We start from the raw sequence: 23,589 nt of genomic DNA on the forward strand, positions 1-23,589 counted from the left end.
AAGCCATGAGCAAATACGACACCGCTATCGTCCAATCCGTCCACCACTGGACCGACACGCTGTTCAGCTTTACCTGCACCCGCGAGCAGAGCCTCCGTTTCAACAACGGCGAATTCACGATGGTCGGCCTGGAAGTCGACGGCAAGCCGCTGGCCCGCGCGTACAGCATCGTCAGCCCGAACTACGAGGAGCACCTCGAGTTCTTCAGCATCAAGGTGCAGGACGGCCCGCTGACCTCCCGCCTGCAGCACCTGAAGGTCGGCGACCCCGTGCTGATCGGCAAGAAGCCGACGGGCACGCTGATCGCCGACAACCTGCTGCCGGGCAAGGTCCTGTGGCTGTTGTCGACGGGCACGGGCCTCGCGCCGTTCATGTCGATCATCCGCGATCCGGAGATCTACGACCGCTTCGACAAGATCGTGCTCACGCACACCTGCCGCCTGAAGGGCGAGCTGGCCTATATGGATTACATCAAGCACGACCTGCCGGGCCACGAGTACCTGGGCGACATCATCAAGGAAAAGCTCGTCTATTACCCGACCGTCACCCGCGAGGAATTCGAGAACGAGGGCCGCATCACCGACCTGATCGCGACGGGCAAGCTGTTCACCGACCTGGACCTGCCCGCGTTCTCGCCGGAACACGACCGCGTGATGCTGTGCGGCAGCACCGCGATGCTGCGCGACACCACGGAGCTGCTGAAGCAGGCCGGGCTCGTCGAAGGGAAGAACAGCGCGCCGGGCCACTACGTGATCGAGCGGGCCTTCGTTGATTGAACCCCGTTAGTTAATCTGCATCAAGAACCGGAGCCGCGCGCTCCGGTTTTTTTATTTGGGGCCTTGGCAAAGTCGTAACAAGGCGTCATCTTGGCATCTCAAAATAGTTACAACTCCGATGCCACCCTCTACCCACGGTCTGTCGGTGTTTTTCCTACATCGGGTACATCCCGAGACGGGATGTGTGCGGTTAAACCAACGGCTGGTATGACTTTTCCTATAATTCTGGGATATCATGCGCGGCGCATAGAGGTAATCGGAAAGTGTGCTATCAGGGCCGGATCAAATGTTACTAAGTGTAAATTTTGTTACTCCGCTATCTGGCAAATCCCTTACAGTAGTTTCGCCTTCGCAACCGCGATCGATGCTGCTGGCAACGGATATCTGCTCAGCTTTCTGACAAGGGAGAGTCATGGATACGCCGTATAGCGCGTCGGCCGGCGCGAACTCCCCGTCCCCGTCTCCGCAATCGATTGCCGGCGACGTTCGCCCCCCCACCACCTTTCATCCCGCTGTCACGCACGCCACGATCGCCGCGCTCGAAACGCGCGTCGGGCAGCTTGCCGCCGAACTGGTCGCCGCGGGCGAATCCGCCCGCCGCCACTTCGCGGGCGAGCTGCATGACAGCCTCGGCGCCGACCTGACCGCTGCTCGATTTGCGCTCGCAAACGTTGACACCTGGCTGCCGGCCGATGCGCCGGAGGGATGCCGGCGCGCGCTCGCGCTGGCCCAGCAGGCGCTCGACGCCGCATCCGACACCAATCGCCGCCTGATCACCGACCAGGACGCGCCCGGGCTTGATACCGGCCTCGTCGGCACGCTGTCGGCCTGGATCGGCGCTTACTCGGAGCGCACCGGCCTGCGCACCAGCTTCATCTGCATCGCCGACGCGCGCATCGCGCACCTGAGCGCGAGCGGCGCGCTCGCCGTGTTCCGCGTCGCGCAGGAAGCGCTCGCCAACACCGCGAAGCATGCGCGCGCCCGCGCCGCCGACGTGCGGATCGAGGCCGAGGAGCACCATCTCGTGCTCGCCGTCAGCGACGACGGCGTCGGCCTGGGCGCGCCCCGCGGCCGCGTCGGGCATGGCCTGCGCGGCATGCGCGTGCGCTGCGAGGCATTCGGCGGCGCGCTCGAGGTCGGCGCGTCGCGCGCCGGCCGCGGCACGACCCTGCGCGCGCGCTTCGACTGGGCCGCGCTGAGCCCGGCCGAGTGCGCTCCCCGCAGCATCCAGCATTCGTGAGGCGCCGTCATGACCCTGCACATCCTGCTCGTCGATGATCACGCCATCGTCCGCCAAGGCATCCGGCAACTGCTGATCGACCGCGGCATCGCACGCGAAGTGGCGGAGGCGGAAACCGGCTGCGAAGCGGTCGCCGCGATCGACAAGGCCGCCTACGACGTGATCCTGCTCGACATCTCGCTCACCGACATGAACGGCATCGAGGTGCTCAAGCGCATCAAGCGCAAGCTGCCGCGCACGCCGGTGCTGATGTTCTCGATGTACCGCGAGGATCAGTACGCCGTGCGCGCGCTCAAGGCGGGCGCGGCAGGTTATCTGTCGAAGACCGTCAACGCCGCGCAGATGATCTCCGCGATCCAGCAGGTCGCCGCCGGACGCAAGTACGTGAGCCCGGCGATGGCCGAGGCGCTCGCCGAATACGTGTCGTTCGAGAACGAACCGCTGCCGCACGAGAAGCTCTCGGACCGCGAGTACCAGACCCTGTGCATGCTCGCGTCCGGCAAGCGCCTGACCGATATCGCGCACACGCTGTCGCTGTCGGTCAAGACCGTGAGCGTGTACCGCACGCGGCTGCTGGAAAAGATGAAATTGTCGAACAATGCCGAGCTGACGTTCTATGTCATGAGCAATCGGCTCGTCGACATGAATCCGCAGATCGGCGCGTGAAACGCCGCGCGCCGTTGTTGCGCGCGCAAGCATCTGTTTTCATTGGATGATTCAATGCCGGCTCCATCGCGCGCCGGCATCGCGGAACTCGGCGGCGCAGCCCTTATCCGTTAAAATTACGGATTTTCCACTATCCGACGCGCGCCTGGCGCGCCTCAGGTCATCCATCCGCAATGTCTCTCTTCCGCAAGAAAAACGTCGATCACATGATCGCCAGTGCGCATGCCGCGGGGCTCAAGAAAGCCCTCGGCGCGCTCGACCTCACGTTCCTCGGGATCGGCGCGATCATCGGCACCGGCATCTTCGTCCTGACCGGCACGGGCGCCGTGCAGGCCGGCCCCGCGCTGATGCTGGCCTTCGTGATCGCCGCCATCGCGTGCGGCCTCGCTGCGCTGTCCTACGCGGAATTCGCGTCGACCATCCCGGTCGCCGGCTCGATCTACACGTATTCGTACGCGACCCTCGGTGAGCTGGCCGCCTGGATCATCGGCTGGGACCTGATGCTCGAATACGGGCTCGCGGCCTCGGCCGTGTCGGTCGGTTGGTCGGGCTACCTGCAGTCGCTGCTGCAGGGCTTCGGCGTCTCGCTGCCGGCCGCGCTCAGCGCCGCGCCCGGCGCGATCCCCGGCGTCACCACCTACTTCAACCTGCCCGCGTTCCTCGTGATGCTGGTGATCACGACACTGCTGTCGGTCGGCATCCGCGAGTCGACCCGCGTCAACAACATCATGGTGTTCGTGAAGGTCTCGGTGGTGCTGCTCGTGATCGCGGTCGGCGTGTTCCACGTCAAGCCCGCCAACTGGACCCCGTTCATGCCGCACGGCTGGAACGGCGTGTTCGGCGCGGCCGCGGTGATGTTCTTCGCGTTCATCGGCTTCGACGCGGTGTCGTCGGCGGCCGAGGAAGTCAAGAATCCGAAACGCGACCTGCCGATCGGCATCATCGCCTCGCTCGCCGTGTGCGCCGTGCTGTACGTGACGGTGGCCGGCGTCGCGACGGGCATCGTGCCGTCCGCGCAGTACGCGAGCATCTCGCACCCGATCTCGTACGCGCTGCAGGCGGCGGGCGAGCGCTGGGTCGCGGGCTTCATCGACCTCGGCGCGGTGCTGGGCATGCTGACCGTGATCCTCGTGATGAGCTACGGCCAGACCCGCATCATCTTCGCGATGTCGCGCGACGGCCTGCTGCCCGGCGCGCTGTCGAGCGTGCATCCGCGCTTCGCGACGCCGTTCCTCACCACCTGGCTGGTCGGCCTGTTCTTCGGCCTGATCGCCGCGCTGATCCCGCTCAACGTGCTGGCGGAACTGATCAACATCGGCACGCTCGCGGCGTTCTCGATGGTGTCGATCGCGGTGCTGGTGCTGCGCCGGACCCATCCGGACCTGCCGCGCGCGTTCCGCTGCCCGGGCGTGCCGGTCGTGCCGCTGCTCGCGGTCGCGGCCTGCCTGTTCCTGATGCTGAACCTGCAATGGGTCACCTGGGTCGCGTTCCTCGTGTGGCTCGCGATCGGCCTCGTCGTGTACTTCGCGTACTCGCGCAGCCGCTCGAAGCTCGCGCACGGCAACCCGCACTGACCGGCCGCCGAGGGCGCCTCGCGCCCCGGGCCACGGCGCCCCGCTTCGGCGGCGGCGCCGTTTTTTTGGCCGGCGCGGCCTGCGCCTGCAGCGTCGCGGCGGGCGGTTCATAATCGCGCCATCGGACGGCCCGCAGGCTGCCCCGCAACAAGGAACGGAAGATGGAAAGCGTCGATCTCGAAGTATTGAAGACGAGCGCGCGCTGGCTCGCCGAGGGCCGGCGCGCGCTGCTCGTCACGGTGGTGCAGACCTGGGGCTCGTCGCCGCGCCCCGAGGGCGCGATGCTCGCGGTGCGCGACGACGGGCTCGTGGTCGGCTCGGTATCGGGCGGCTGCATCGAGGACGATCTGATCGCCCGCGTGCACGCGGCCGGCATCGCGCCGCACGCGCGCCCGGAGGCGGTCAAATACGGCGTCACGGCCGAGGAGGCGCACCGTTTCGGGCTGCCCTGCGGCGGCACGATCGAGCTGGTGCTGGAGCCGCTCGGCGCCGCCGGCGAGATCGCGGCGCTGTGCGACGCGGTCGAAGCGGGCCGCCTCGTGACCCGCACCCTCGAACTCGCGACCGGCGCGGTTACCCTCGCGCCCGCGCAGGCCGCCGACACGCTGCATTTCGACGGCGCGCGCCTGACGACGGTGCACGGCCCCCGCTACCGGATGCTCGTGATCGGCGCGGGCCAGCTGTCGCGCTATCTGTGCCAGATCGCGGCGGGGCTCGACTATCAGGTGACGGTGTGCGATCCGCGCGAGGAATACACCGATGCGTGGGACGTGCCGGGCACGCGGATCGTGCGCACCATGCCGGACGACACGGTGCTCGACATGAAGCTCGACGCGCGCTCGGCCGTGATCGCGCTGACCCACGACCCGAAGCTCGACGATCTCGCGCTGATGGAGGCGTTGAAGACGCCCGCGTTCTATGTCGGCGCGCTCGGTTCGCGGCGCAACAACGCGGCGCGCCGCGAGCGGCTGCGCGAATTCGACCTGAGCGCGACGGAACTGGCGCGGCTGCACGGCCCCGCCGGCATCTACATCGGCAGCCGCACGCCGCCCGAGATCGCGGTGTCGATCCTCGCCGAGGTGACGGCCGCGAAGAACGGCGTGTCGCTGCCGACGATTCTTCAGGTGGAAGGGGCGAAAGCCGCGCGCGAGCTGGCCGCGACGGACGGCGGAACCTGCGGCGTCAGCTGAGGCCCGCCGCGAGCGCGGCCGCCACCGAGCCGACGACGAGCACGACGCCGACCGTGCGGCGCTTGTTCAGCTCGGTCCACAGCAGCACGCCCGTCAGCGACAGCAGGATCATCGAGCCGGCGATGGTGTCCATCAGCAGCACCCAGAACAGGTTCATGCCGACGCCGCGATGCAGGTTGTTGAGGGTCGCGAGGAACGCATTCTCGCTGCGTTTCACCGACACGTAGCCGTTGCCCACCCAGTATTCGGCCTGCACGTTGCTGCCCGGGCCGAAGATGCCGACCTGCCAGCGCTCGGGCTGGATCAGCTTGCGCTGGCCCCAGGCGACCGGCTGCGCCGGTTCCTTGCGGAGCCGGCCGGGCTCGCCGTCGAACTTCAGCTCGCGCTTGAGCCACGCGGCGAGCGCCGCCGGAGTCGCCGGCGCGGGCGTGGGCAGCGCCAGCTGCAATTGCTGGACCTGCGGCTCGCCCGACGAGATCTTGAGCGGCGGCGCGCGGTGGTTGAGCAGCACGCCCGTCACGCCGAACAGCAGCCCCATCACGGCGCCCCACAGCCCCACCCAGCCGTGCACCTTGCGCAGCCACTTGATGAAGGTCGCGCGGCGCGAGCGCTGACGGCGGGCCGCCAGCTCGCCGGCCTCCATCGCGCGGGGCGCGGGACGCAGCACGGTGACGCCGGCCAGCCGGGGGGATTCGATCGATTCGGGCGCGTTCACGCTGCTGGCTCCATCCGCACAAAGGCAACGGGCGGCGCACGACTCCGTCGTGCGCCGCCCATTCGGTTCAAAATGAGAATGGATATCATTACATAAATTTCATCCCGGCTCAATCCGCGCCGGGTCCGGGAGCGGTCCGGGCGCCTCGCCGGGGCGCGCGCCGCGCGTCCGCCCTATCCGGATGCCGCGCCGATGCGTACGCTATCGGCAGCGGCCGGCCGTCGAGACCGGGGCCGCCTTCGTCATCGCATTCCGCCGGGCGCGCCCCGGCGGCGCCAGCCCAGGGAGGCGACCCCGTGATACCGACCGGCCTGCTGTTCGATCCCGCGTTCCTGCAGCACCGGCAGGGCGATCTCGTCTACACGGTGCCGCACGGCACGCTGACTCTCGGCGAGCAGTTCGACAGCCCGCTGCGGCTCGCCTACACGATGCAGTTGCTCGATGCGGTCGGCATGAATGCGCGCCTCACGCGCCTCGCCTTCGCGCCGGCGACCGACGCCCAGCTGCTGCGCGTGCATGAGCCCGGCTACCTGCGCTGGCTCGCGGAAACCTGTGCGCTCGCCGGCCCGGCGATCGTGCCGCTCGGCGACGACGCGGCGGGCGGCAGCGACACCGAGCGCATCGCGCGGCTCGCGGCGGGCGCCGCCTGCGCGGCCGTCGACGCGGTACTGGCGGGCCCGCTGCGGCAGGCCTACGCGCTCGTGCGGCCATCGGGCCACCATGCGGGCGCCGAGGTCGCGATGGGCTATTGCTACTACAACAACATCGCGGTGGCGGCCCGCCACGCGCAGGCCGCGCACGGCATCGAGCGCGTCGCGATCGTCGACTGGGACGTGCATCACGGCAACGGCACCCAGCAGGTGTTCTACGCGGATCCGTCGGTGCTGTTCATCTCGCTGCACGAGACCGGCAACTTCCCGCTCGACGGCGGGCGGCCGGACGAAACCGGCGTCGCGCCCGCGCTCGGCCACAACGTGAACGTCGCACTGCCGTCCGGCACCGGCGACGCGGGCTACGCGCACGCGTTCGACGCGCTGGTGCTGCCGCTGCTCGACGCGTTCCGGCCGGCGTTGATCCTCGTGTCGGCCGGACAGGATGCGAACGCGCTCGATCCGCTCGGCCGCATGCGCGTGCAGCGCGACGGCTTCCGCCGGATGGCGCGCGCGCTGCGGCAGGCCGCGCAAACGCTGTGCGGCGGCCGGATCGCGTTGGTCCAGGAAGGCGGCTACAGCCTGCCCTACCTGCCGATCGCGACGCTGGGCGTGCTGGAGGGGCTCGTCGATTGGGACGCGCCGTTCGTCGATCCGCATGCGTTCGTCCAGCATGCGCTGAGCCAGCCCGAACGCGACGCGGTGGCGGCGACGCGCGCGTCGCTGCGCGGCTATTGGCCGGTCTTGCGGGACGGGTGAGCCGGAGGGCGGGCGATGAGCGGACCGCGATGTCGATGCGGTCGCGCGGCTGACGACAAGTCAGGCTTGTCATTTACGCCAGGAAATTGGCCGGACGAGCACGGTGCGTTCGGATTTCGACGTCGAGGCGTTCGCCTCCCTATCGCGCGCGATTGCCCCATTTGCAGAGGCATTCGGCGGCAGGCCATGCGGATGTGGCAAATGAAAATTGACAATAGCTGCTTGTCACGCCTCATCCGAGCAGAACACGCCTCGGGCATTCGCTTCCGCGCCGCAATGCTTGCACGCGCATGGCCGGGATGCATCTCGATTCGATCAAGCGCCGTCCGAGGATAGGTCGGCAAGCGCTCGCATTCGCGCCGAACGTGCACGGTGCCGCGTCGGGGCGGTTGTCGCGCCATCACGCGCGATTGCCCCGTCTGCTGAGGCATTCGGCAGCAGGCCGCACACATGCAATGAATGCAAATTGACAATGGTTACTTGTCATATTTCATCCGAGCAAAACACGTCTCGTGCATTTGCTTCCGCGCCGCGACGCTTGCGCGCGCATGGCAGAGTCGCATTTCGACTCGATCAATCGCCGCCCGAGGGCAGATCGGCAAGCGCTCGCATTCGTCGAGTGGAAATCGACAATGTTCGCTTGTCAGATACGATTCAGGACAGACGCCGGCACATCGACGTCCCTACCGGGCCCCTTGAGCCCGCTGCTCGGCAACGCTCACCTCCACTCAGGTCGGAAGCGTCGGGCAGTCCGCTCGGGAACCGCTTGGGATGCCGCGAGACATAGACAATAGTTGCTTGTCATTTTTCACCAAAACCCGCCTTCTCCACTCAACGCGCCGGCTTCAGCGTCGGAAATGCCGGCTCGGGCTCGGACTCGCCCCCCGCGCCGTCCCCGACGTCGCTTTCGAGCGCGTACAACCATGCGAGCAGTTCGGCCACCGCCTGATACAACTGCGGCGGAATCCTCGAATCCAGATCGACCTGCATCAGCAGCGACACCATCTCCGGCGCCGTATGCACGTAGAGGCCCGCCTCCTTCGCGCGCGCGACGATCATCTCGGCGACCAGCCCGTAGCCCTTCGCGATCACGCGCGGCGCCGCATCCCCGCCCTTCGCGTCGTAGGCCAGCGCGGCCGCGCTCTTGCGATGGGTGCGGCTCATGGCAGCAGCTCCCAGTCGTCGAGCGGATCGCGCACCGGCGCCCGGGCGGGCTGCTTCGGCTTCGGTTCGGCCGGCAGCACCTCGGTCACGACCGCGCTGCGCGCATAGGCCGACGCGGCGGCGTGCGCGGCGGCGGTGTCGAAGCTCTCCGGGGCATCCTCGATCGCGCGGATCGACAGCCCGCTCAGTTGCAGACCCGCCGCCGCGAGCCGCTGGCGCAGCTGTTCCCCATGCGATGAAAGCCGCGCCGCGCCGGTCTCGTTCGCGCGCAGGCGCGCGGTGATCTGCTCGCCATTCAGCGTGAGGTCCGCGTCGACCATGCCGAGCGACGGCAAGGCCAGCGTGAGCCGGGTGCGCCAGGCGATCCCGTCGCCGGGATCGGCCGCCCCCGGGTCGCGCCCGCGCGTGTCGTCCGGCTCGATCAGCCAGTCGAGCCGCGCGCCCGGCCACACCTCGCCGATCCAGCGAAACTGGTCGGTCGCCAGCAAGTCGAGCTGTTGGCGCACGATCGGCAGCGTCGCCGGATGCAGCGACGACGCGAGCGAGGCGGGCGGATCGGCACTCGCCTCGCCGCGCGTCGCGCCCTGGGTCGCGCTGCTGCTCAAGGTCTTGGCGTCCGGCTCCGGCGTTCCATAGGCGCCGGCCGCGCGGGCGGGCGGCGCGCCCGCTCCGGATTGGGCCGGGTTCTGCGGCGCGGCGGAGGCGCCCTGCGTCTGCGCGCCGGCGTCGCCCGCCGGCCGGCCCGCCTGCGGCAAGGGCAGGCGCGCGGCGAGCGCCTCGGCGAGCGGATCGTCGGGCGCGGGCTGCGCCCCGCCCGGCCGCGCCGACGCAAACACGCCGTCATCCGCGAATTGCGCCTGCGGCTCGCGCGCGAGCATCGCGAAGCTGCGCTGGCCGGCCAGCCATTGGGCAAGATGGGATTCGTAGAACAGGCCGCTGTCGGCCACCGCCTGCACGAGCGCGCTGCTCAGCGCCGCCGCGGGCGAAGCCGGCGCGCCGCCCGAGGCCTGCGCGCGCGCCGCGGCGTCGGCCGGCGCGCCGCCGGCTGCCGCCGGCTGCTGCGCGATCGCGGCCTGCGGACTCGGCCCGCTCGGCAACAGGGGCGCGTTGCCCAGCACCGGCGCGCTCGCTTCGCCGCCGAAACGGGAAATCGCATCGAGCGTCAGCGCCACCTCGGACAGCACCGCCTGCGCCGACGCGAGCGGCGGCCCGGCCGCGCCGGCCGGCAGCGGCGCGGGCGCGGCCGTGCCCGACGCGGTCGCCGAGGTGCCGACCTGCGGCGTCGCGGCGCCGGCCGACGGGGCCGTCACGGGGGTATTCAGCAGGCTGTCGATGCGGCTCGCCAGGATGGCGGCGGCAACTGTGTCGATACCGGTCATCGTGAATCCTGGCGCGGGCCGGAGAGAAAGCGGGACGATTCCGCGCAGCGGCCGTCCAGCGCGACGGGCGCCGCGCGGCGCCGGCGCGTGTGCATCGGACGGTCAGCGACGCGCCTGGTACAGGTCCTTCAACACCTTGGTCGAACGCCCGGTTTCGAACAGCGCCGACAGGCGCGCGACGTCGGGGCTCGCGAGATCGCGGATCGCCGCGTCGTCGGCGAGAATCTGGCGAATCAGTTCGTACTTGCGGCCGCGCTCGGACTCATCGAGCGCAATCCCCGGCCCGGCGGCCTCCTTCAGGCTGTCGACGAGCCGCAGATATTCCTCCTGCAACCCGCCCAGCGCCTGCCACTCCTCGCCGCGGGCGGCGATCAGCATGCGGCCGGACACGGCCGCGATCGCTTCGTAGCGTGCGATGTATTCGGCTTTCGGGCTCATCTCGGCAATTCCGTCCCGGCTTGTGCGCTCATCTTCGCGAATTCGGGCGCGATCCCCGTCCAGGCTTCCTCGAGCGTGGCGAGCAGCCCGTCGACCTCGACCAGCATCGGTTCGCTCGATTGCACGTTGGCTTCGAGCAGCCGGCGGCTGATATAGGTGTAAAGCGCGTCGAGCCGGCCCGCGATCTCGCCGCCGACGTCGAGGTTCAGCGATTGCTGCAAACCGTTCTCGACGATCCGGATCGCCTTGCCGATCGCATCGCCGCGCGCCGCGACATTGCCCTGTTGCAGATGCATCCGCGCCAGCGCGATGGCTTGCCGCGCCCCCTGGTACAGCATGGCGATCAGACGATGAGGGTTCGCGCCCATCACCCCTGTTTCGACGCCGACCCGAGCATAGGCGCTGGCTCCAGCGTGTCCTGGGGAAAACATGGCGGCCTCCTAATTTTGAGATAAGTGGCGTAGGTCAGGCCCGCCGCCGCGCAGCGCACGGTGCGAGAAGGTCTACCGGAGTTATCGGAAAGGAATGTAAAAGCTTTAGGGAAAACGCCCGGAAAACACCCCGAAACCGACTCAAACCGACATTTGCATGATGTCGTTGTAGGCGCTCACCAACTTATTGCGCACCTGCAGGCCGAACTGGAAGCCGATGCCGGCCTTCTGCATGTCGACCATCACGTCGTTGAGCGACACGTTCGAGGCGCCGATCTCGAATGCCTTGGCCTGTTCGAGCGAGCGCTGCTGGTCACCGCTGATCTTGTCGAGCGAGGCCTTCATCGCGCTCGCGAAAGTGCCCGCCGTGGCCGCGCCCGATCCCGCCAGGGCGGCGCTGGGGCTGGCGGTTCCGCCCGACGCCTGCGCGGCCATCGCCTGCATCTGTTGCAAAGCCGAAGCGATTCCGTTGACGGGGGCAGTCATGTGGTTCTCCGCGAAAAAGCCGGCCGGGTCGAGGGCCGGCCGTCGTCCGGTGGCGCGCCCGTCGCGGGGGCCATGCCGGATTGCGAAAAAGCATAGCAGCCGGGCTCGCATCAAAGCCGCGAAAGTACGGGTGAAACCCCGCTCTATTCCTCCGATCAGCCCGCACGCGCGTACGGATAATCGCATCGTGTCAATGTGCGCCCGCTCGTCCGAACGGGCCCTAAGCCCGCTTGGAGAACACCGAAGCATGGATTCGCAGGCCAACTCGCTGATCAACCCCGATGCCCGCGCGAGCCTCGCCGCCACGCCGCCCAATGCCGCGGCCGCGGCCGGCGCGCTGCCGGGCGGCGCAGGGGCAGGCGCGGACTTCGGCCTGGGCGGCTTCGCCGAGCGCTTCTCCGGCCTGTCGCGGATGCGCACCAACCCGCGCCTGCCGTTCATCATCATCACCGCGCTCGCGATCGCCGCGATCGTCGGCCTCGTGCTGTGGAGCCGCGCGCCCGATTACCGCGTGCTGTACAGCAACCTGTCCGACCGCGACGGCGGCGCGATCATCGCCGCGCTGCAACAGGCCAACGTGCCGTACAAGTTCGCCGATGCCGGCGGCGCGATCCTCGTGCCGTCGAACCAGGTGCACGAGACGCGCCTGCGGCTCGCGTCGATGGGGCTGCCCAAGGGCGGCTCGGTCGGCTTCGAGCTGATGGACAACCAGAAATTCGGCATCAGCCAGTTCGCCGAGCAGGTGAACTACCAGCGCGCGCTCGAAGGCGAGCTGCAGCGCACGATCGAATCGATCAACGCGGTGCGCGGCGCGCGCGTCCACCTCGCGATCCCGAAGCCGTCGGTGTTCGTGCGCGACCGCGAGGCGCCGTCGGCGTCGGTGTTCGTCGACCTGTACCCGGGCCGCGTGCTCGACGAGGGTCAGGTGGCGGCGATCACGCGGATGGTCGCGTCGGGCGTGCCCGACATGCCGGTCAAGAACGTCACGATCGTCGACCAGGACGGCAACCTGCTGACCCAGCCCGCCGCCGCGAGCGGCCTCGACGCGAGCCAGCTCAAGTATGTGCAGCAGGTCGAGCGCAACACCCAGAAGCGCATCGACGCGATCCTCGCGCCGATCTTCGGCGCCGGCAACGCGCGCGCGCAGGTCAGCGCCGACATCGATTTCGCCAAGGTCGAGCAGACCTCGGAGAGCTACGGCCCGAACGCCACGCCGCAGCAATCCGCGATCCGCAGCCAGCAGACCAGCACCGCGACGGAACTCGCGCAGAGCGGCGCCTCGGGCGTGCCGGGCGCGCTGTCGAACACGCCGCCGCAGCCGGCGTCCGCGCCGATCGTCGCGGGCAACGGCCAGAACGGCGCGCAGTCGACGCCGGTCAGCGACCGCAAGGACTCAACGACCAACTACGAGCTCGACAAGACCGTGCGCCACGTCGAGCAGGCGATGGGCGGCATCAAGCGGCTGTCGGTCGCGGTGGTGGTCAACTACCAGCCGAGCGCCGACGCGAAGGGCCACGTGACGATGCAGCCGCTGCCCGCGCCGAAGCTCGCGCAGATCGAGCAGCTCGTGAAGGACGCGATGGGCTACGACGAGAAGCGCGGCGACTCGGTCAACGTGGTCAACAGCGCGTTCACGACGGCCGCCGATCCGTACGCCGACCTGCCGTGGTGGCGTCAGCCGGACATGATCGAGCTGGCCAAGGATGTCGCGAAGTGGCTCGGCATCGCCGGCGCGGCCGCCGCACTCTACTTCATGTTCGTGCGCCCGGCGATGCGCCGCGCGTTTCCGTCCGCCGAGTCGGTCGCCGCGGCGGCGCTGCCCGCGCCGAACGAACCGATCGCGCTCGACGGCCTGCCCGCGCTGGACAAGCCGGCCGCCAACGATGAACCCGATCCCGCCCTGCTGGCGTTCGAGAACGAGAAGGGCCGCTACGAACGCAATCTCGACTACGCGCGCACCATCGCGCGCCAGGATCCGAAGATCGTCGCAACCGTCGTGAAGAACTGGGTGTCCGATGAACGCTGAAGGTTTGACCAAGAGCGCGCTCCTGCTGATGTCGATCGGCGAGGAAGAGGCCGCGCAGGTATTCAAGTTCCTCGCGCCGCGCGAGGTCCAGAAGATCGGCGCCGCGATGGCCGCGCTGAAGAACGTCACGCGCGAGCAGGTCGAGGAGGTGCTGCACGAATTCGCCAAGGAAGCCGAGCAGCACACCGCGCTGTCGCTCGATTCGAGCGACTACATCCGCACGGTGCTAACCAAGGCGCTCGGCGAGGACAAGGCCGGCGTGCTGATCGACCGGATCCTCCAGGGCAGCGACACGAGCGGCATCGAAGGCCTCAAGTGGATGGACTCGAGCGCGGTCGCCGAGCTGATCAAGAACGAGCACCCGCAGATCATCGCGACGATCCTCGTCCACCTCGATCGCGACCAGGCCTCCGAGATCGCATCGTGCTTCACCGAGCGGCTGCGCAACGACGTGCTGCTGCGGATCGCGACGCTCGACGGCATCCAGCCGGCCGCGCTGCGCGAGCTGGACGACGTGCTGACGGGTCTGCTGTCCGGCAGCGACAACCTGAAGCGCAGCCCGATGGGCGGCATCCGCACGGCGGCCGAGATCCTCAACTTCATGACGAGCGTGCATGAGGAAGCGGTGCTGGAGAACGTCAAGCAGTACGACGCGGACCTCGCGCAGAAGATCGTCGACCAGATGTTCGTGTTCGAGAACCTGCTCGACCTCGAAGATCGCGCGATCCAGCTGCTGCTCAAGGAAGTGGAATCCGAGGCGCTGATCATCGCGCTGAAGGGCGCGCCGCCCGCGCTGCGCCAGAAGTTCCTGTCCAACATGTCGCAGCGCGCGGCCGAACTGCTCGCCGAGGATCTCGACGCGCGCGGCCCGGTGCGCGTGTCCGAGGTGGAAACGCAGCAGCGCAAGATCCTGCAGGTCGTGCGCAACCTCGCCGAGAGCGGCCAGATCGTGCTCGGCGGCAAGGCGGAAGACGCCTATGTCTGATCCGTCGAGCGCTCGCGCGAAGCCGCTCACCGCGTACCAGCGGTGGGAGATGGCCTCGTTCGATCCGCCGCCCCCGCCGCCGCCCGACGACGGCGGCGTGGCGGCCGCGGCGGCCGCGGCGGCGCTCGCGGCGGACCTGCAGCGCGTGCGCGACGCCGCGCATGCGGAAGGCCATGCGGCGGGCCACGTCGAAGGCCAGGCGCTCGGCTACCAGGCCGGTTATGAACAGGGCCGCGCGCAGGGCTTCGAGGCCGGCCAGATCGATGCGCACACGCAGGCCGCCCAGCTCGCGGCGCTCGCCGCCTCGTTCAGGGACGCGCTCGCCGGCGTCGAACACCTCCTCGCCGACGACCTCGCGACGCTCGCGCTCGACATCGCGCAACAGGTCGTGCGCCATCACGTGCAGCACGACCCCGCCGCGCTGATCGCGGCGGCCCGCGAGATCCTCGCGGCCGAACCCGCGCTCGCGGGCGCCCCCTACCTGCTCGTGAATCCGGCCGACCTGCCGGTCATCGAGGCCTACCTGAAGGACGAACTCGACGCGCTCGGCTGGAGCGTGCGCACCGAGCCCGCGATCGAACGCGGCGGCTGCAGCGCGCACGCCGCGACGGGCGAAGTCGACGCGACGCTGACGACCCGCTGGGAGCGGGTCGCCGCCGCGCTCGGCAAGGTGAGCGCGTGGTGAACGCGATCGCCCGCGACGACCTCACGCCGCTCGAACACGAGCTGGCGCTGGCGTCGCACGGCGCGCGCGCCGCCGCGCCGGCCGCGCTCGCGAATCCGCATCTCGCCCACTGGCGCCAGCATCTCGACGCGCTGCGCGCGCGTAACGCCCGCGCGCTGCCGCTGCGCCCGTGCGGGCGCCTGACGCGCGCTGCCGGCCTGGTGCTGGAAGCGATCGGGCTGCGCCTGTCGGTCGGCGCCGAGTGCACGATCGAATTGCCCCCGGGCAGCACACTGCCGCTCGCCGAGGCCGAAGTCGTCGGCTTCGCGGGCGAACGCCTGTTCCTGATGCCGACCACCGACGTCGCCGGCGTGCTGCCGGGCGCGCGCGTGTGGCCGCTCGAAAGCGCGCCCATCGCCGACCCGATGTCCGGCGCGAAGCGGCTGCCGGTCGGCTGGAACCTGCTCGGCCGCGTCGTCGACGCGTCGGGCCGCCCGCTCGACAGCCTCGGGCCGCTCGCCGCGCAGGTCGATGCGCCGCTCACCGCGCCCTCGATCAACCCGCTCGACCGCGAACCGATCCATCACGTGCTCGATGTCGGCGTGCGCGCGATCAACACCTTGCTGACCGTCGGCCGCGGCCAGCGCATGGGCCTGTTCGCGGGCTCCGGCGTCGGCAAGTCGGTGCTGCTCGGCACCATGGCGCGCTACACCAGCGCCGAGGTGATCGTGATCGGGCTGATCGGCGAACGCGGCCGCGAAGTGAAGGAGTTCATCGAGCAGATCCTCGGCGAGGACGGGCTCGCGCGCTCGGTCGTGGTGGCCGCGCCGGCCGACGTGTCGCCGCTGCTGCGCATGCAGGGCGCCGCCTACGCGACCACGCTCGCCGAATATTTCCGCGACCAGGGCAAGCACGTGCTGCTGCTGATGGATTCGCTGACGCGCTATGCGATGGCGCAGCGCGAGATCGCGCTCGCGATCGGCGAGCCGCCCGCGACCAAGGGCTATCCGCCGTCGGTGTTCGCGAAGCTGCCCGCGCTCGTCGAGCGCACCGGCAACGGCCCGGAAGGCGGCGGCTCGATCACGGCGTTCTATACCGTGCTCACCGAGGGCGACGACCAGCAGGATCCGATCGCCGACTCCGCGCGCGCGATCCTCGACGGCCACATCGTGCTGTCGCGCTCGCTCGCCGAGGCGGGCCACTATCCGGCCATCGACATCGAGCAATCGATCAGCCGCGCGATGACCGCGCTGATCGACGACGCGCATCTCGACCGCGTGCGCCAGTTCAAGCAGATGCTGTCGCGCTACCAGCGCAATCGCGACCTGATCGCGGTGGGCGCCTACGCCGCCGGCCGCGACGCGCAGCTCGACCGCGCGATCGCGCTCTATCCGCGCATCGAGGCCTTCCTGCAACAGGGCTTCCGCGAATGCGCGCCGTTCGCGCCGAGCCTCGCCGCGCTCGACGCGCTGTTCGACACCGAAGGAGGCTGACCATGGCTCAAAGCTTTCCGCTCCAGTTGCTGCTCGATCGCGCGCTCGACGCGCTCGACCACGCGACCAAGCAACTCGGCCACGCGCAGCGCGACCGCACCGATGCGCAAACGCAGCTCGACGCGCTGCTGCGCTACCGCGACGAATACCACGCGAACTTCGCGATCTCCGCGCAGACCGGCATGCCGGCCGGCAGCTGGCTCAACTTCCAGGCCTTCATCAACACGCTCGACGACGCGATCGGCCAGCAGCGGCGCGTGCTGGCCGCGGCCGAGGCGCGCATCGACGCGGCCCGCCCCGAGTGGCAGGCCAAGAAACGCACCGTGGGCTCGTTCGAGATCCTGCAGGCCCGCGGCGCGCAACAGGAAGCCCAACGCGTCGCGAAACGCGAGCAGCGCGACGCCGACGAACACGCGGCCAAAGTGCTGCGGATGCGCAAAGACGCGGCAAACGCCGACGCGGCAAAATAAGCGCCGCGCGAACCGAACCCGAACCTGAGACCCGCCATGCCCTCTCTTCCTCTCCTCGGCACGCTTCTCGACACCGCCGGCGCCGCCGTCGGCGGCGCACGCGGCGCGAGCCCGGCCCCCGCGACGGGCAGCCCGGACACGCCCGTCTCGACCGCGCCGTTCGCGCAGACCCTGCGGCAGAGCGTGCAGTCGCAGCGCCAGGCCAATGCCAACGGCGCGCAGGCGGGCGGCGCGGCGACGCAGTCGAACGGCAGCGCGAGCGCCAACGATCCGAGCGCGCCGACCACCACGCCGACGGCCGGCGCGGGCACGACGACGGGCGGCACGAAGCCGTCCTCCGGCAAGGACGACGGCAAGACGGGCGACAGCACCGCGCAAACCGCGCCCGATCCCGCCCAGGCCGCCGCGCTCGCCGCCGCCGCGGTCCAGGCGCAACTGCAAGCGCGCCCGGACGCGGCGTCGCAGCCGGTCGACGAAGCCGCGGACGCCGCCGCCTCGATCGCGGATGCGGCCAGCACGCTGGCCGCCAAGCTCGACGCCAAGGCCAACGGCGCCCAGACGGATACGACCGACGCGGCCGGCAGCGCGCCCGCGACGATCCGCGACGCGCTGCAAAGCGCGCTCGACAAGCTCACGAACGGCGGCCAGGGCGCCGCGGCGCCGACCGTCACCCCCGGCACCGGCGGCGGCAGCAGTGCGGGCGCGGACAGCGCGCCGCTGCGCGCGCCGCTCACCGCCAAGGGGCTGATGGCCGACAAGACGCTCGCCGCCTCGAACGCGACGGCGACCGCCGCCGATACGGCCGCCGCGACCGCCCCGACGGGCGAGGCGAAGCCGGCCGCCGGAGCGCTCACCACGTCGCAGCCGGCCGTCGATTCCGGCCAGGCGTCGCTCGCCGCCGCGAGCGCCGCGCTCCAGCAAAGCGTGCCGACCACGCAACAGGCGGGCGCGGCCGTGGCCGGCACGACCCACGTCGCGCCGCCCGTGGGCGGGCCCGACTGGGCCGACGCGCTGGGCCAGAAGGTCGTGTTCCTGTCGAACGCGCACCAGCAAAGCGCGGAACTCACGCTCAATCCGCCGGATCTCGGGCCGCTGCAGGTCGTGCTGCGGGTGGCCGACAATCATGCGCACGCGCTGTTCGTGTCGCAGCATGCGCAGGTGCGCGAAGCCGTCGAGGCGGCGCTGCCCAAGCTGCGCGAGGCGATGGAATCGGGCGGGCTCGGGCTCGGCAGCGCGAGCGTCAGCGACGGTAGCTTCGGCGCCGCGCAGCAGCAGAACCCGCAACAGCAATCGGCGCGCGGACAGGGCGCGCAGCGCGGCTTCGGCGCGTCGGCGGCCGACGATGGGCTCGGCGACGCCGACGCAACGCTCGCCGGCACGGCGACGCGACGCGTCGTCGGGATGGTCGACACCTTCGCGTAAGCGACGTCGCCGCGCCGCGCCCGCGCGCCGCCATCAGCGGCCGTGCAGCGCGGGCGAGCGCACCGCTTCGCGCCCCTGCCGCGCGGCGACGATGAAGTCCGCCGCGCGCTCGCCGATCATCACGGTCGGCGCATTCGTGTTGCCGCCGATCAGGGTCGGCATCACCGACGCATCCACCACCCGCAATCCCTCGACTCCGCGCACGCGCAATTGCGTGTCGACCACCGCGCGCGCGTCGCTGCCCATCCGGCAGGTGCCGACCGGGTGGTAGATCGTGTCCGCGTGCGCGACGATCGCCGCGCGCAGCGCGTCGTCGGAATCATCCGGGTGCGTGTACAGCTCGCGGCCGCCCTGCGACGCGAGCGGCTCGGCCGACAGGATCGCGCGCATCGCCTTCGCGCCGCGCAGCAGCAGCGCGAGATCGCGTTCGTCGCTGAAGAAGCGCGGATCGATCAGCGGCGCGACGCGCGCGTCGCCGCTCGCGAGCGCGACGGTGCCGCGGCTCTTCGGCCGCAGCGCGCACACGTGCAGCGAATAGCCGAAGCCCCAGTGCATGCGCCGATTGTGGTCATCGACGATCGCGGTGCAGAAATGCAGCTGCAGGTCGGGCCGGTCGAGCCCGGGCTCGCTCTTGATGAAGCCGCCCGCCTCCGCGACGTTGCTCGACATCATGCCGTCGCGCTTCGACAGATAGCGAAACAATTGCGGCGTCATTTTCGCGAGGCCGCGCACGCAGATGCCGACGAGCGCGGACGAGTTCACGCGCTTGTTGATGATGAAATCGATATGGTCGATCAGGTTCTCGCCGACGTCGGGCGCGTCGTGCACAACCGCCACGCCGTGCCGGCGCAGCTGCGCCGCCGGCCCGACGCCCGAGCACATCAGCAGCTGCGGCGTATTGAACGCGCCCGCCGCGAGGATCACCTCGGCGCGCGCATCGAGCGTCTCGACGCGGCCGTTCCGCGCGAGTTCGACGCCCGCCGCGCGCTTGCCCTCGAACACGACGCGCAGCACGGTCGCGTCGACGATCACGTGCAGGTTGGAACGCTCGCGCCCATAGACATAGGCCCGCGCGACGCTGCAGCGCGCGCCGTCGCGATGCGTGACCTGATAGAAGCCGACGCCTTCCTGCTGCGCGCCGTTGAAATCGTCGTTGAGCGGATAGCCGGCCGCGTGCGCGGCCGCGATGAATCGTTCGGAGAACGGATTGCGAAAGCGCAGGTCCGACACCGTCAGCGGGCCGTCGGCGCCGTGCCATGCGTCGGCGCCGCGCTGGTTGCCTTCCGCCCGGCGGAAATACGGCAGCACGTCGCGCCAGCCCCAGCCGTCGCAGCCGAGCTGCGCCCACTCATCGTAGTCCTGAGGATGGCCGCGCGTATAGATCATCGCGTTGATCGCACTCGATCCGCCCATCCCGCGCCCGCGCGGCTGATAGCCGCGCCGTCCGCCGAGCCCCGGCTGCGGCACCGTCTCGTAGCCGTAGTTGGTGCCGAACTTGAACGGCACGAGCGCGGCGATGCCGACCGGCATGTTGACGAGCACGTTGCGCTCGGTGTGCCGGCCCGCCTCGACGAGCGCGATCGTCGCGTCGGGGCACGCGTCCGCGAGACGACCCGCGAGGCTCGCCCCGCCCGAGCCCCCGCCAACGATGATGTAGTCGTACTGCATGTCATGTCTCCTTCATGCATGAACAGTAAGCGGCGCGCGCGCCGTCCGACGGCCTGGTGCGACCTTGTAATGTTCGCGCATTGTAGGAAGCCCGCCCGGCGCGGCGGCGCATCAATTCAAGAGCGATTCCTCTAAACGCATCCCCGATCTCACTCTAAGATGAATGTCTTCGCCTTGCGCGCACCAACGCGGCCGCCAGAAGCCGCCCGTCGCGAAACGGGAGAGACAGGCATGCACGAACACGTTCTGACAGTCACGCATCAGGTCACGAATCAGGCGCCGCCGCTTGTCGATTACAACGCGTTTGAAACGGACGTCGCGCTCGCCGCCGCGCTGGAACGCCACGCGGCAGCGTGGTATCGAACGAAGCTCGCCGAGTTGGGCGCCGCGTTGACGACCCCCGAGGCGCTCGCGCTCGCCGAGGCCGCGAACCGCCATACCCCCGAACTCGTGACGCACAGCCCGCGCGGCGAACGGATCGACGCGCTCGAATTCCATCCGAGCTGGCATGCGCTGCTCGGCATGGTGCGCGGCGCGGGCCTGCACGCGCTGCCGTTCGCAACGCCGCGCGCCGGCGCGATGCCGGCCCGCTGCGCCGGCTATTTCCTGCACTCGCAACTCGAATCGGGCTCGCTGTGCCCGCTCACGATGACCTTCGCGAGCATTCCCGTGTTGCGCCGCGAACCGGCCCTTTTTGAAACGCTGCGCACGCGCCTGTACGCGTGCGAATACGATCCGCGCGACGCGCCGCTCGAGCAGAAGCGCGCGATCATGGTCGGGATGGGGATGACGGAAAAGCAGGGCGGCTCCGACGTGCGCACGAACACGACCCGTGCGACGCCGCTCGGCACGGGCGGCCGCGGCGGCGCGTATCGCCTGGTCGGCCACAAATGGTTCTTCTCCGCGCCGCAATGCGACGCGCATCTCGTGCTCGCGCGCACCGACGCGCATCCGGGTGTGTCGTGCTTCTACGTGCCGCGCTACACGCCCGACGGCGCGAAGAACGCCGTGCAGATCCAGCGCCTGAAGGACAAGCTCGGCAATCGCTCCAATGCGAGCAGCGAGGTCGAGTTCCTCGACGCCTATGGTCTGATGATCGGCGAGGAGGGGCGCGGCGTGCCGACCATCATCGAAATGGCGAACTATACGCGGCTCGATTGCGTGGTCGGCAGCGCTTCGCTGATGCGCATCGCGCTCATCGAGGCGATTCATCATACGCGCCACCGGAGCGCATTCGGCCGCCTGCTCGTCGAACAACCGCTGATGCGCAATGTGCTCGCCGATCTCGCGCTCGAGTCGGAAGCCGCGACCGTGCTGTTCATGCAGCTCGCGCACGCGTTCGAGGCGGCCGACGGCGCCGCGCCGCCGGCCCTTGCGCGCGGCTGGCGGCAGATCGTGCTGCCGGCTGCGAAATTCTGGGTCTGCAAGCGCGCGCTCGCCTTCACCGGCGAGGCGATGGAAGTCTGGGGCGGCAACGGCTACGTCGAGACCGGCCCGATGGCGCGCTTCTATCGCGAGGCGCCCGTCAATTCGATCTGGGAAGGATCCGGCAACGTGATGTGCCTCGACGTGCTGCGCTCACTCGAGCGCGATCCCGACGCCGCCGCCGCGCTGCTCGACGATTGGCGCGACGACGCGCGGCGCGACCCGCGCTTCGCCGCCGCGCTCGCCGGGCTCGACGATCTGCTCGCGCTCGCGCCCGAGGCGCGCGAAGCGTGCGCGCGCGGGATCGCCCAGCGCATCGCGCTGCTCGCGCAGGCCTCGCTGCTGCTGCGCGACGCACCCGCGCCGGTTGCCGACGCGTTCCTCGCGACGCGCCTCGCCGCGTCGAACCACGACACCGGGCGCGTGTACGGCACGCTGCCCGCCCGCTTCGACCACGCCGCGCTCGTCGAGCGGGCGTTCCCGGCCTGACGGCCGGCCACACCCGCTGCCAAGGAGACCCAGTGAAAAACGACCTGCCCGATCTCGCCCATCTCGATGCGCTGCTGCGCGACCAGCGCGCCGCGTACCTGCGCGCGCCGTATCCGTCCTGGGACACGCGCGCGAGCCACCTGCGCGCGCTGCGCGCGATGCTGCTCGACCATCGCGACGCGTTCGCCGAGGCGATCAGCGCCGACTTCGGCCATCGCGCGAAGGAAGAGGTGCTGCTGTCGGAAGTGTGGCTCGCGAAGGAGGAAATCGACGACGCGCTGCGGCACGGCAAGCGCTGGATGAAGCCGAGCCGCCGCCCGATGAGCAAGTGGATGCAGCCGGCGCGCGCGAAGGTGATGCCGCAGCCGCTCGGCGTGGTCGGCATCATCGCGCCGTGGAACTACCCGCTGCTGCTCGCGGCCTCGCCGCTCGCCTGCGCGCTCGCGGCGGGCAACCGCGCGATCATCAAGATGTCGGAGCTGACGCCGCGCACCGCCGCGCTGTTCGAGCAGCTGATCGCCAAGACCTTCTCGCGCGACCACGTCGCGGTCGTGAACGGCGACGCCGAGGTGGGCGCGGCGTTCAGCGCGCTGCCCGTCGATCACCTGCTGTTCACCGGCTCGACCCAGGTCGGCCGTCACGTGATGCGCGCGGCCGCCGAGCATCTGACGCCCGTCACGCTCGAACTGGGCGGCAAGTCGCCCGTGATCGTCGGCCCGCACGCGCGCTTCGACGCGGCGGTCGACGCGGTGATCGCCGGCAAGACCCTGAATGCCGGGCAAACCTGCATCGCGCCCGACTACGTGCTGGTGCCGCGCGGCCAGGAGCAGGCGTTCATCGCGCGGGCGCGGGCGCGGGTCGCGCGCCTGTACCCTGACTTCGCGCGCAACGCCGATTACACCTCGATCGTCTCGGATCGCCATTTCGCGCGCCTGCAGCGGCTCGCGGACGAAGCCGAGGCGGCGGGCGCGCAACTGCATCCGCTCGCCGACGTGGCGTCCGACCCGGCGCGGCGGCGCTTCGTGCCGACCATCGTCACGCAGGCGCCCGACGCGGCAACGCTGATGCAGGAGGAAATCTTCGGGCCGCTGCTGCCGGTCGTTCCGTACGACCGGCTCGACGATGCGATCGCGTACATCAATGCGCGGCCGCGGCCGCTCGCGCTGTATTTGTTCGACGAAACGCGGGCGACGGTCGAGCGCGTGATGCGCGACACGATCTCGGGCGGCGTGACGGTCAACGACACGCTGATGCATATCGCGTGCCTCTCGCTGCCGTTCGGCGGCGTCGGCGCGAGCGGGATGGGCGCGTATCACGGCCATGACGGCTTCGTGACGTTCTCGAAGATGAAGCCCGTGCTCACGCAACCCCGCTTCAATACCCGCAATCTGCTCGCGCCGCCTTACGGCAAGCGCTTCGCCTCGGTCATCAAGATGATGCTGCGGTTCTGAACCAGGCTCAGGAAGCGGGCCGGCCGGG

21 protein-coding genes are annotated in these 23,589 nt (G+C 69.9%); 14 read left to right on the forward strand and 7 right to left on the reverse strand.

The annotated features are described in order from the left end of the window. Positions 1-5 precede the first annotated feature (5 nt). From Bsp3421_RS29090 to Bsp3421_RS29110, 5 genes are all read left to right on the forward strand, one after another. A complete protein-coding gene (locus tag Bsp3421_RS29090) occupies positions 6-776 on the forward strand; it encodes a ferredoxin--NADP reductase (RefSeq protein ID WP_273999536.1) in 771 nt (256 codons plus the stop codon). Positions 777-1,188: 412 nt separating this feature from the next. After that, positions 1,189-2,016 (forward strand): sensor histidine kinase, encoded by an 828-nt coding sequence (locus tag Bsp3421_RS29095; RefSeq protein ID WP_273999538.1) that lies wholly within the window; start codon positions 1,189-1,191, stop codon positions 2,014-2,016. A 9-nt stretch (positions 2,017-2,025) separates the two neighbouring features. Further along, positions 2,026-2,682, forward strand: a complete 657-nt coding sequence (gene rqpR, locus Bsp3421_RS29100) for a response regulator transcription factor RqpR (protein ID WP_273999540.1) — start codon at positions 2,026-2,028, stop codon at positions 2,680-2,682. A gap of 173 nt (positions 2,683-2,855) precedes the next feature. Then, positions 2,856-4,256, forward strand: a complete 1,401-nt coding sequence (locus Bsp3421_RS29105) for an amino acid permease (protein WP_273999541.1) — start codon at positions 2,856-2,858, stop codon at positions 4,254-4,256. 161 nt (positions 4,257-4,417) lie between these two features. Continuing rightward, the gene (locus tag Bsp3421_RS29110) at positions 4,418-5,446 is read left to right on the forward strand and encodes an XdhC family protein (protein ID WP_273999542.1); all 1,029 of its coding nucleotides are present in this window, start codon (positions 4,418-4,420) and stop codon (positions 5,444-5,446) included. Here Bsp3421_RS29110 and Bsp3421_RS29115 read toward each other — a convergent pair. Then, entirely contained in the window at positions 5,439-6,161 is a 723-nt protein-coding gene (locus tag Bsp3421_RS29115) for a PepSY-associated TM helix domain-containing protein (RefSeq protein ID WP_273999544.1), read from the reverse strand. The genes Bsp3421_RS29110 and Bsp3421_RS29115 overlap by 8 nt on opposite strands. Before the next feature lie 296 nt (positions 6,162-6,457). Here Bsp3421_RS29115 and Bsp3421_RS29120 point away from each other — a divergent pair, with 296 nt between their 5' ends. Further along, positions 6,458-7,570 (forward strand): class II histone deacetylase, encoded by a 1,113-nt coding sequence (locus Bsp3421_RS29120; protein ID WP_273999546.1) that lies wholly within the window; start codon positions 6,458-6,460, stop codon positions 7,568-7,570. Positions 7,571-8,401: 831 nt separating this feature from the next. Here Bsp3421_RS29120 and Bsp3421_RS29125 read toward each other — a convergent pair. The 5 genes from Bsp3421_RS29125 to fliE all read right to left on the reverse strand — a co-directional run bounded on the left by Bsp3421_RS29125 (position 8,402) and on the right by fliE (position 11,468). Further along, positions 8,402-8,734 carry an EscU/YscU/HrcU family type III secretion system export apparatus switch protein gene (locus Bsp3421_RS29125; RefSeq protein WP_273999548.1) on the reverse strand — a complete coding sequence of 111 codons (333 nt, stop codon included), beginning with the start codon at positions 8,732-8,734 and terminating at the stop codon, positions 8,402-8,404. Beyond that, entirely contained in the window at positions 8,731-10,113 is a 1,383-nt protein-coding gene (gene fliK / locus Bsp3421_RS29130; protein WP_273999549.1) for a flagellar hook-length control protein FliK, read from the reverse strand. The genes Bsp3421_RS29125 and fliK overlap by 4 nt, the downstream gene beginning before the upstream one ends. A 102-nt stretch (positions 10,114-10,215) precedes the next feature. Beyond that, a complete protein-coding gene (locus Bsp3421_RS29135; protein ID WP_273999550.1) occupies positions 10,216-10,551 on the reverse strand; it encodes a flagellar protein FliT in 336 nt (111 codons plus the stop codon). Next, positions 10,548-10,982, reverse strand: a complete 435-nt coding sequence (fliS, locus tag Bsp3421_RS29140; protein ID WP_273999551.1) for a flagellar export chaperone FliS — start codon at positions 10,980-10,982, stop codon at positions 10,548-10,550. The genes Bsp3421_RS29135 and fliS overlap by 4 nt, the downstream gene beginning before the upstream one ends. A gap of 141 nt (positions 10,983-11,123) precedes the next feature. Beyond that, positions 11,124-11,468: a flagellar hook-basal body complex protein FliE gene (fliE, locus tag Bsp3421_RS29145; RefSeq protein ID WP_273999552.1), complete on the reverse strand. Its 345-nt coding sequence runs from the start codon at positions 11,466-11,468 to the stop codon at positions 11,124-11,126. 247 nt (positions 11,469-11,715) lie between these two features. On the opposite strand from fliE, the gene fliF reads away from it, so the two are divergent. From fliF to Bsp3421_RS29175, 6 genes are read left to right on the forward strand one after another with little or no spacing between them, the layout of a single operon-like run. Then, positions 11,716-13,494: a flagellar basal-body MS-ring/collar protein FliF gene (gene fliF / locus Bsp3421_RS29150; protein WP_273999554.1), complete on the forward strand. Its 1,779-nt coding sequence runs from the start codon at positions 11,716-11,718 to the stop codon at positions 13,492-13,494. Continuing rightward, positions 13,484-14,479: a flagellar motor switch protein FliG gene (gene fliG, locus Bsp3421_RS29155; protein WP_252982468.1), complete on the forward strand. Its 996-nt coding sequence runs from the start codon at positions 13,484-13,486 to the stop codon at positions 14,477-14,479. Before fliF ends, fliG begins: the two co-directional genes overlap by 11 nt. Next, entirely contained in the window at positions 14,472-15,164 is a 693-nt protein-coding gene (gene fliH / locus Bsp3421_RS29160; protein ID WP_273999555.1) for a flagellar assembly protein FliH, read from the forward strand. Before fliG ends, fliH begins: the two co-directional genes overlap by 8 nt. After that, entirely contained in the window at positions 15,158-16,636 is a 1,479-nt protein-coding gene (fliI, locus tag Bsp3421_RS29165) for a flagellar protein export ATPase FliI (protein ID WP_443111545.1), read from the forward strand. The genes fliH and fliI overlap by 7 nt, the downstream gene beginning before the upstream one ends. Positions 16,637-16,638: 2 nt before the next feature. Further along, a complete protein-coding gene (gene fliJ / locus Bsp3421_RS29170) occupies positions 16,639-17,106 on the forward strand; it encodes a flagellar export protein FliJ (protein WP_273999558.1) in 468 nt (155 codons plus the stop codon). Positions 17,107-17,142: 36 nt separating this feature from the next. Then, the gene (locus tag Bsp3421_RS29175; protein ID WP_273999559.1) at positions 17,143-18,528 is read left to right on the forward strand and encodes a flagellar hook-length control protein FliK; all 1,386 of its coding nucleotides are present in this window, start codon (positions 17,143-17,145) and stop codon (positions 18,526-18,528) included. Between the two features lie 33 nt (positions 18,529-18,561). On the opposite strand, the gene Bsp3421_RS29180 is transcribed toward Bsp3421_RS29175, so the two are convergent. After that, entirely contained in the window at positions 18,562-20,196 is a 1,635-nt protein-coding gene (locus tag Bsp3421_RS29180; RefSeq protein ID WP_273999560.1) for a GMC family oxidoreductase, read from the reverse strand. A 231-nt stretch (positions 20,197-20,427) separates the two neighbouring features. Between Bsp3421_RS29180 and Bsp3421_RS29185 the strand changes: the two genes are divergently transcribed. Then, on the forward strand, positions 20,428-22,110 hold the full coding sequence (locus Bsp3421_RS29185) for an isovaleryl-CoA dehydrogenase (protein WP_273999562.1): 1,683 nt from the start codon (positions 20,428-20,430) through the stop codon (positions 22,108-22,110). 32 nt (positions 22,111-22,142) lie between these two features. Further along, positions 22,143-23,561, forward strand: a complete 1,419-nt coding sequence (locus Bsp3421_RS29190) for a coniferyl aldehyde dehydrogenase (protein ID WP_273999563.1) — start codon at positions 22,143-22,145, stop codon at positions 23,559-23,561. The last annotated feature ends 28 nt before the right edge of the window (positions 23,562-23,589 follow it).

This window comes from Burkholderia sp. FERM BP-3421, from assembly GCF_028657905.1.
Classification (GTDB): Bacteria; Pseudomonadota; Gammaproteobacteria; order Burkholderiales; family Burkholderiaceae; genus Burkholderia.

Bases quoted from the DNA above. Each gene is read 5' to 3' on its own strand.
- Bsp3421_RS29090 (WP_273999536.1), top strand. From the start codon at position 6: ATGAGCAAATACGACACCGCTATCGTCCAATCCGTCCACCACTGGACC.
- Bsp3421_RS29095 (WP_273999538.1), top strand. From the start codon at position 1,189: ATGGATACGCCGTATAGCGCGTCGGCCGGCGCGAACTCCCCGTCCCCG.
- rqpR (WP_273999540.1), top strand. From the start codon at position 2,026: ATGACCCTGCACATCCTGCTCGTCGATGATCACGCCATCGTCCGCCAA.
- Bsp3421_RS29105 (WP_273999541.1), top strand. From the start codon at position 2,856: ATGTCTCTCTTCCGCAAGAAAAACGTCGATCACATGATCGCCAGTGCG.
- Bsp3421_RS29110 (WP_273999542.1), top strand. From the start codon at position 4,418: ATGGAAAGCGTCGATCTCGAAGTATTGAAGACGAGCGCGCGCTGGCTC.
- Bsp3421_RS29125 (WP_273999548.1), bottom strand. From the start codon at position 8,734: ATGAGCCGCACCCATCGCAAGAGCGCGGCCGCGCTGGCCTACGACGCG.
- fliK (WP_273999549.1), bottom strand. From the start codon at position 10,113: ATGACCGGTATCGACACAGTTGCCGCCGCCATCCTGGCGAGCCGCATC.
- Bsp3421_RS29135 (WP_273999550.1), bottom strand. From the start codon at position 10,551: ATGAGCCCGAAAGCCGAATACATCGCACGCTACGAAGCGATCGCGGCC.
- fliS (WP_273999551.1), bottom strand. From the start codon at position 10,982: ATGTTTTCCCCAGGACACGCTGGAGCCAGCGCCTATGCTCGGGTCGGC.
- fliE (WP_273999552.1), bottom strand. From the start codon at position 11,468: ATGACTGCCCCCGTCAACGGAATCGCTTCGGCTTTGCAACAGATGCAG.
- fliF (WP_273999554.1), top strand. From the start codon at position 11,716: ATGGATTCGCAGGCCAACTCGCTGATCAACCCCGATGCCCGCGCGAGC.
- fliG (WP_252982468.1), top strand. From the start codon at position 13,484: ATGAACGCTGAAGGTTTGACCAAGAGCGCGCTCCTGCTGATGTCGATC.
- fliH (WP_273999555.1), top strand. From the start codon at position 14,472: ATGTCTGATCCGTCGAGCGCTCGCGCGAAGCCGCTCACCGCGTACCAG.
- fliJ (WP_273999558.1), top strand. From the start codon at position 16,639: ATGGCTCAAAGCTTTCCGCTCCAGTTGCTGCTCGATCGCGCGCTCGAC.
- Bsp3421_RS29175 (WP_273999559.1), top strand. From the start codon at position 17,143: ATGCCCTCTCTTCCTCTCCTCGGCACGCTTCTCGACACCGCCGGCGCC.
- Bsp3421_RS29180 (WP_273999560.1), bottom strand. From the start codon at position 20,196: ATGCAGTACGACTACATCATCGTTGGCGGGGGCTCGGGCGGGGCGAGC.
- Bsp3421_RS29185 (WP_273999562.1), top strand. From the start codon at position 20,428: ATGCACGAACACGTTCTGACAGTCACGCATCAGGTCACGAATCAGGCG.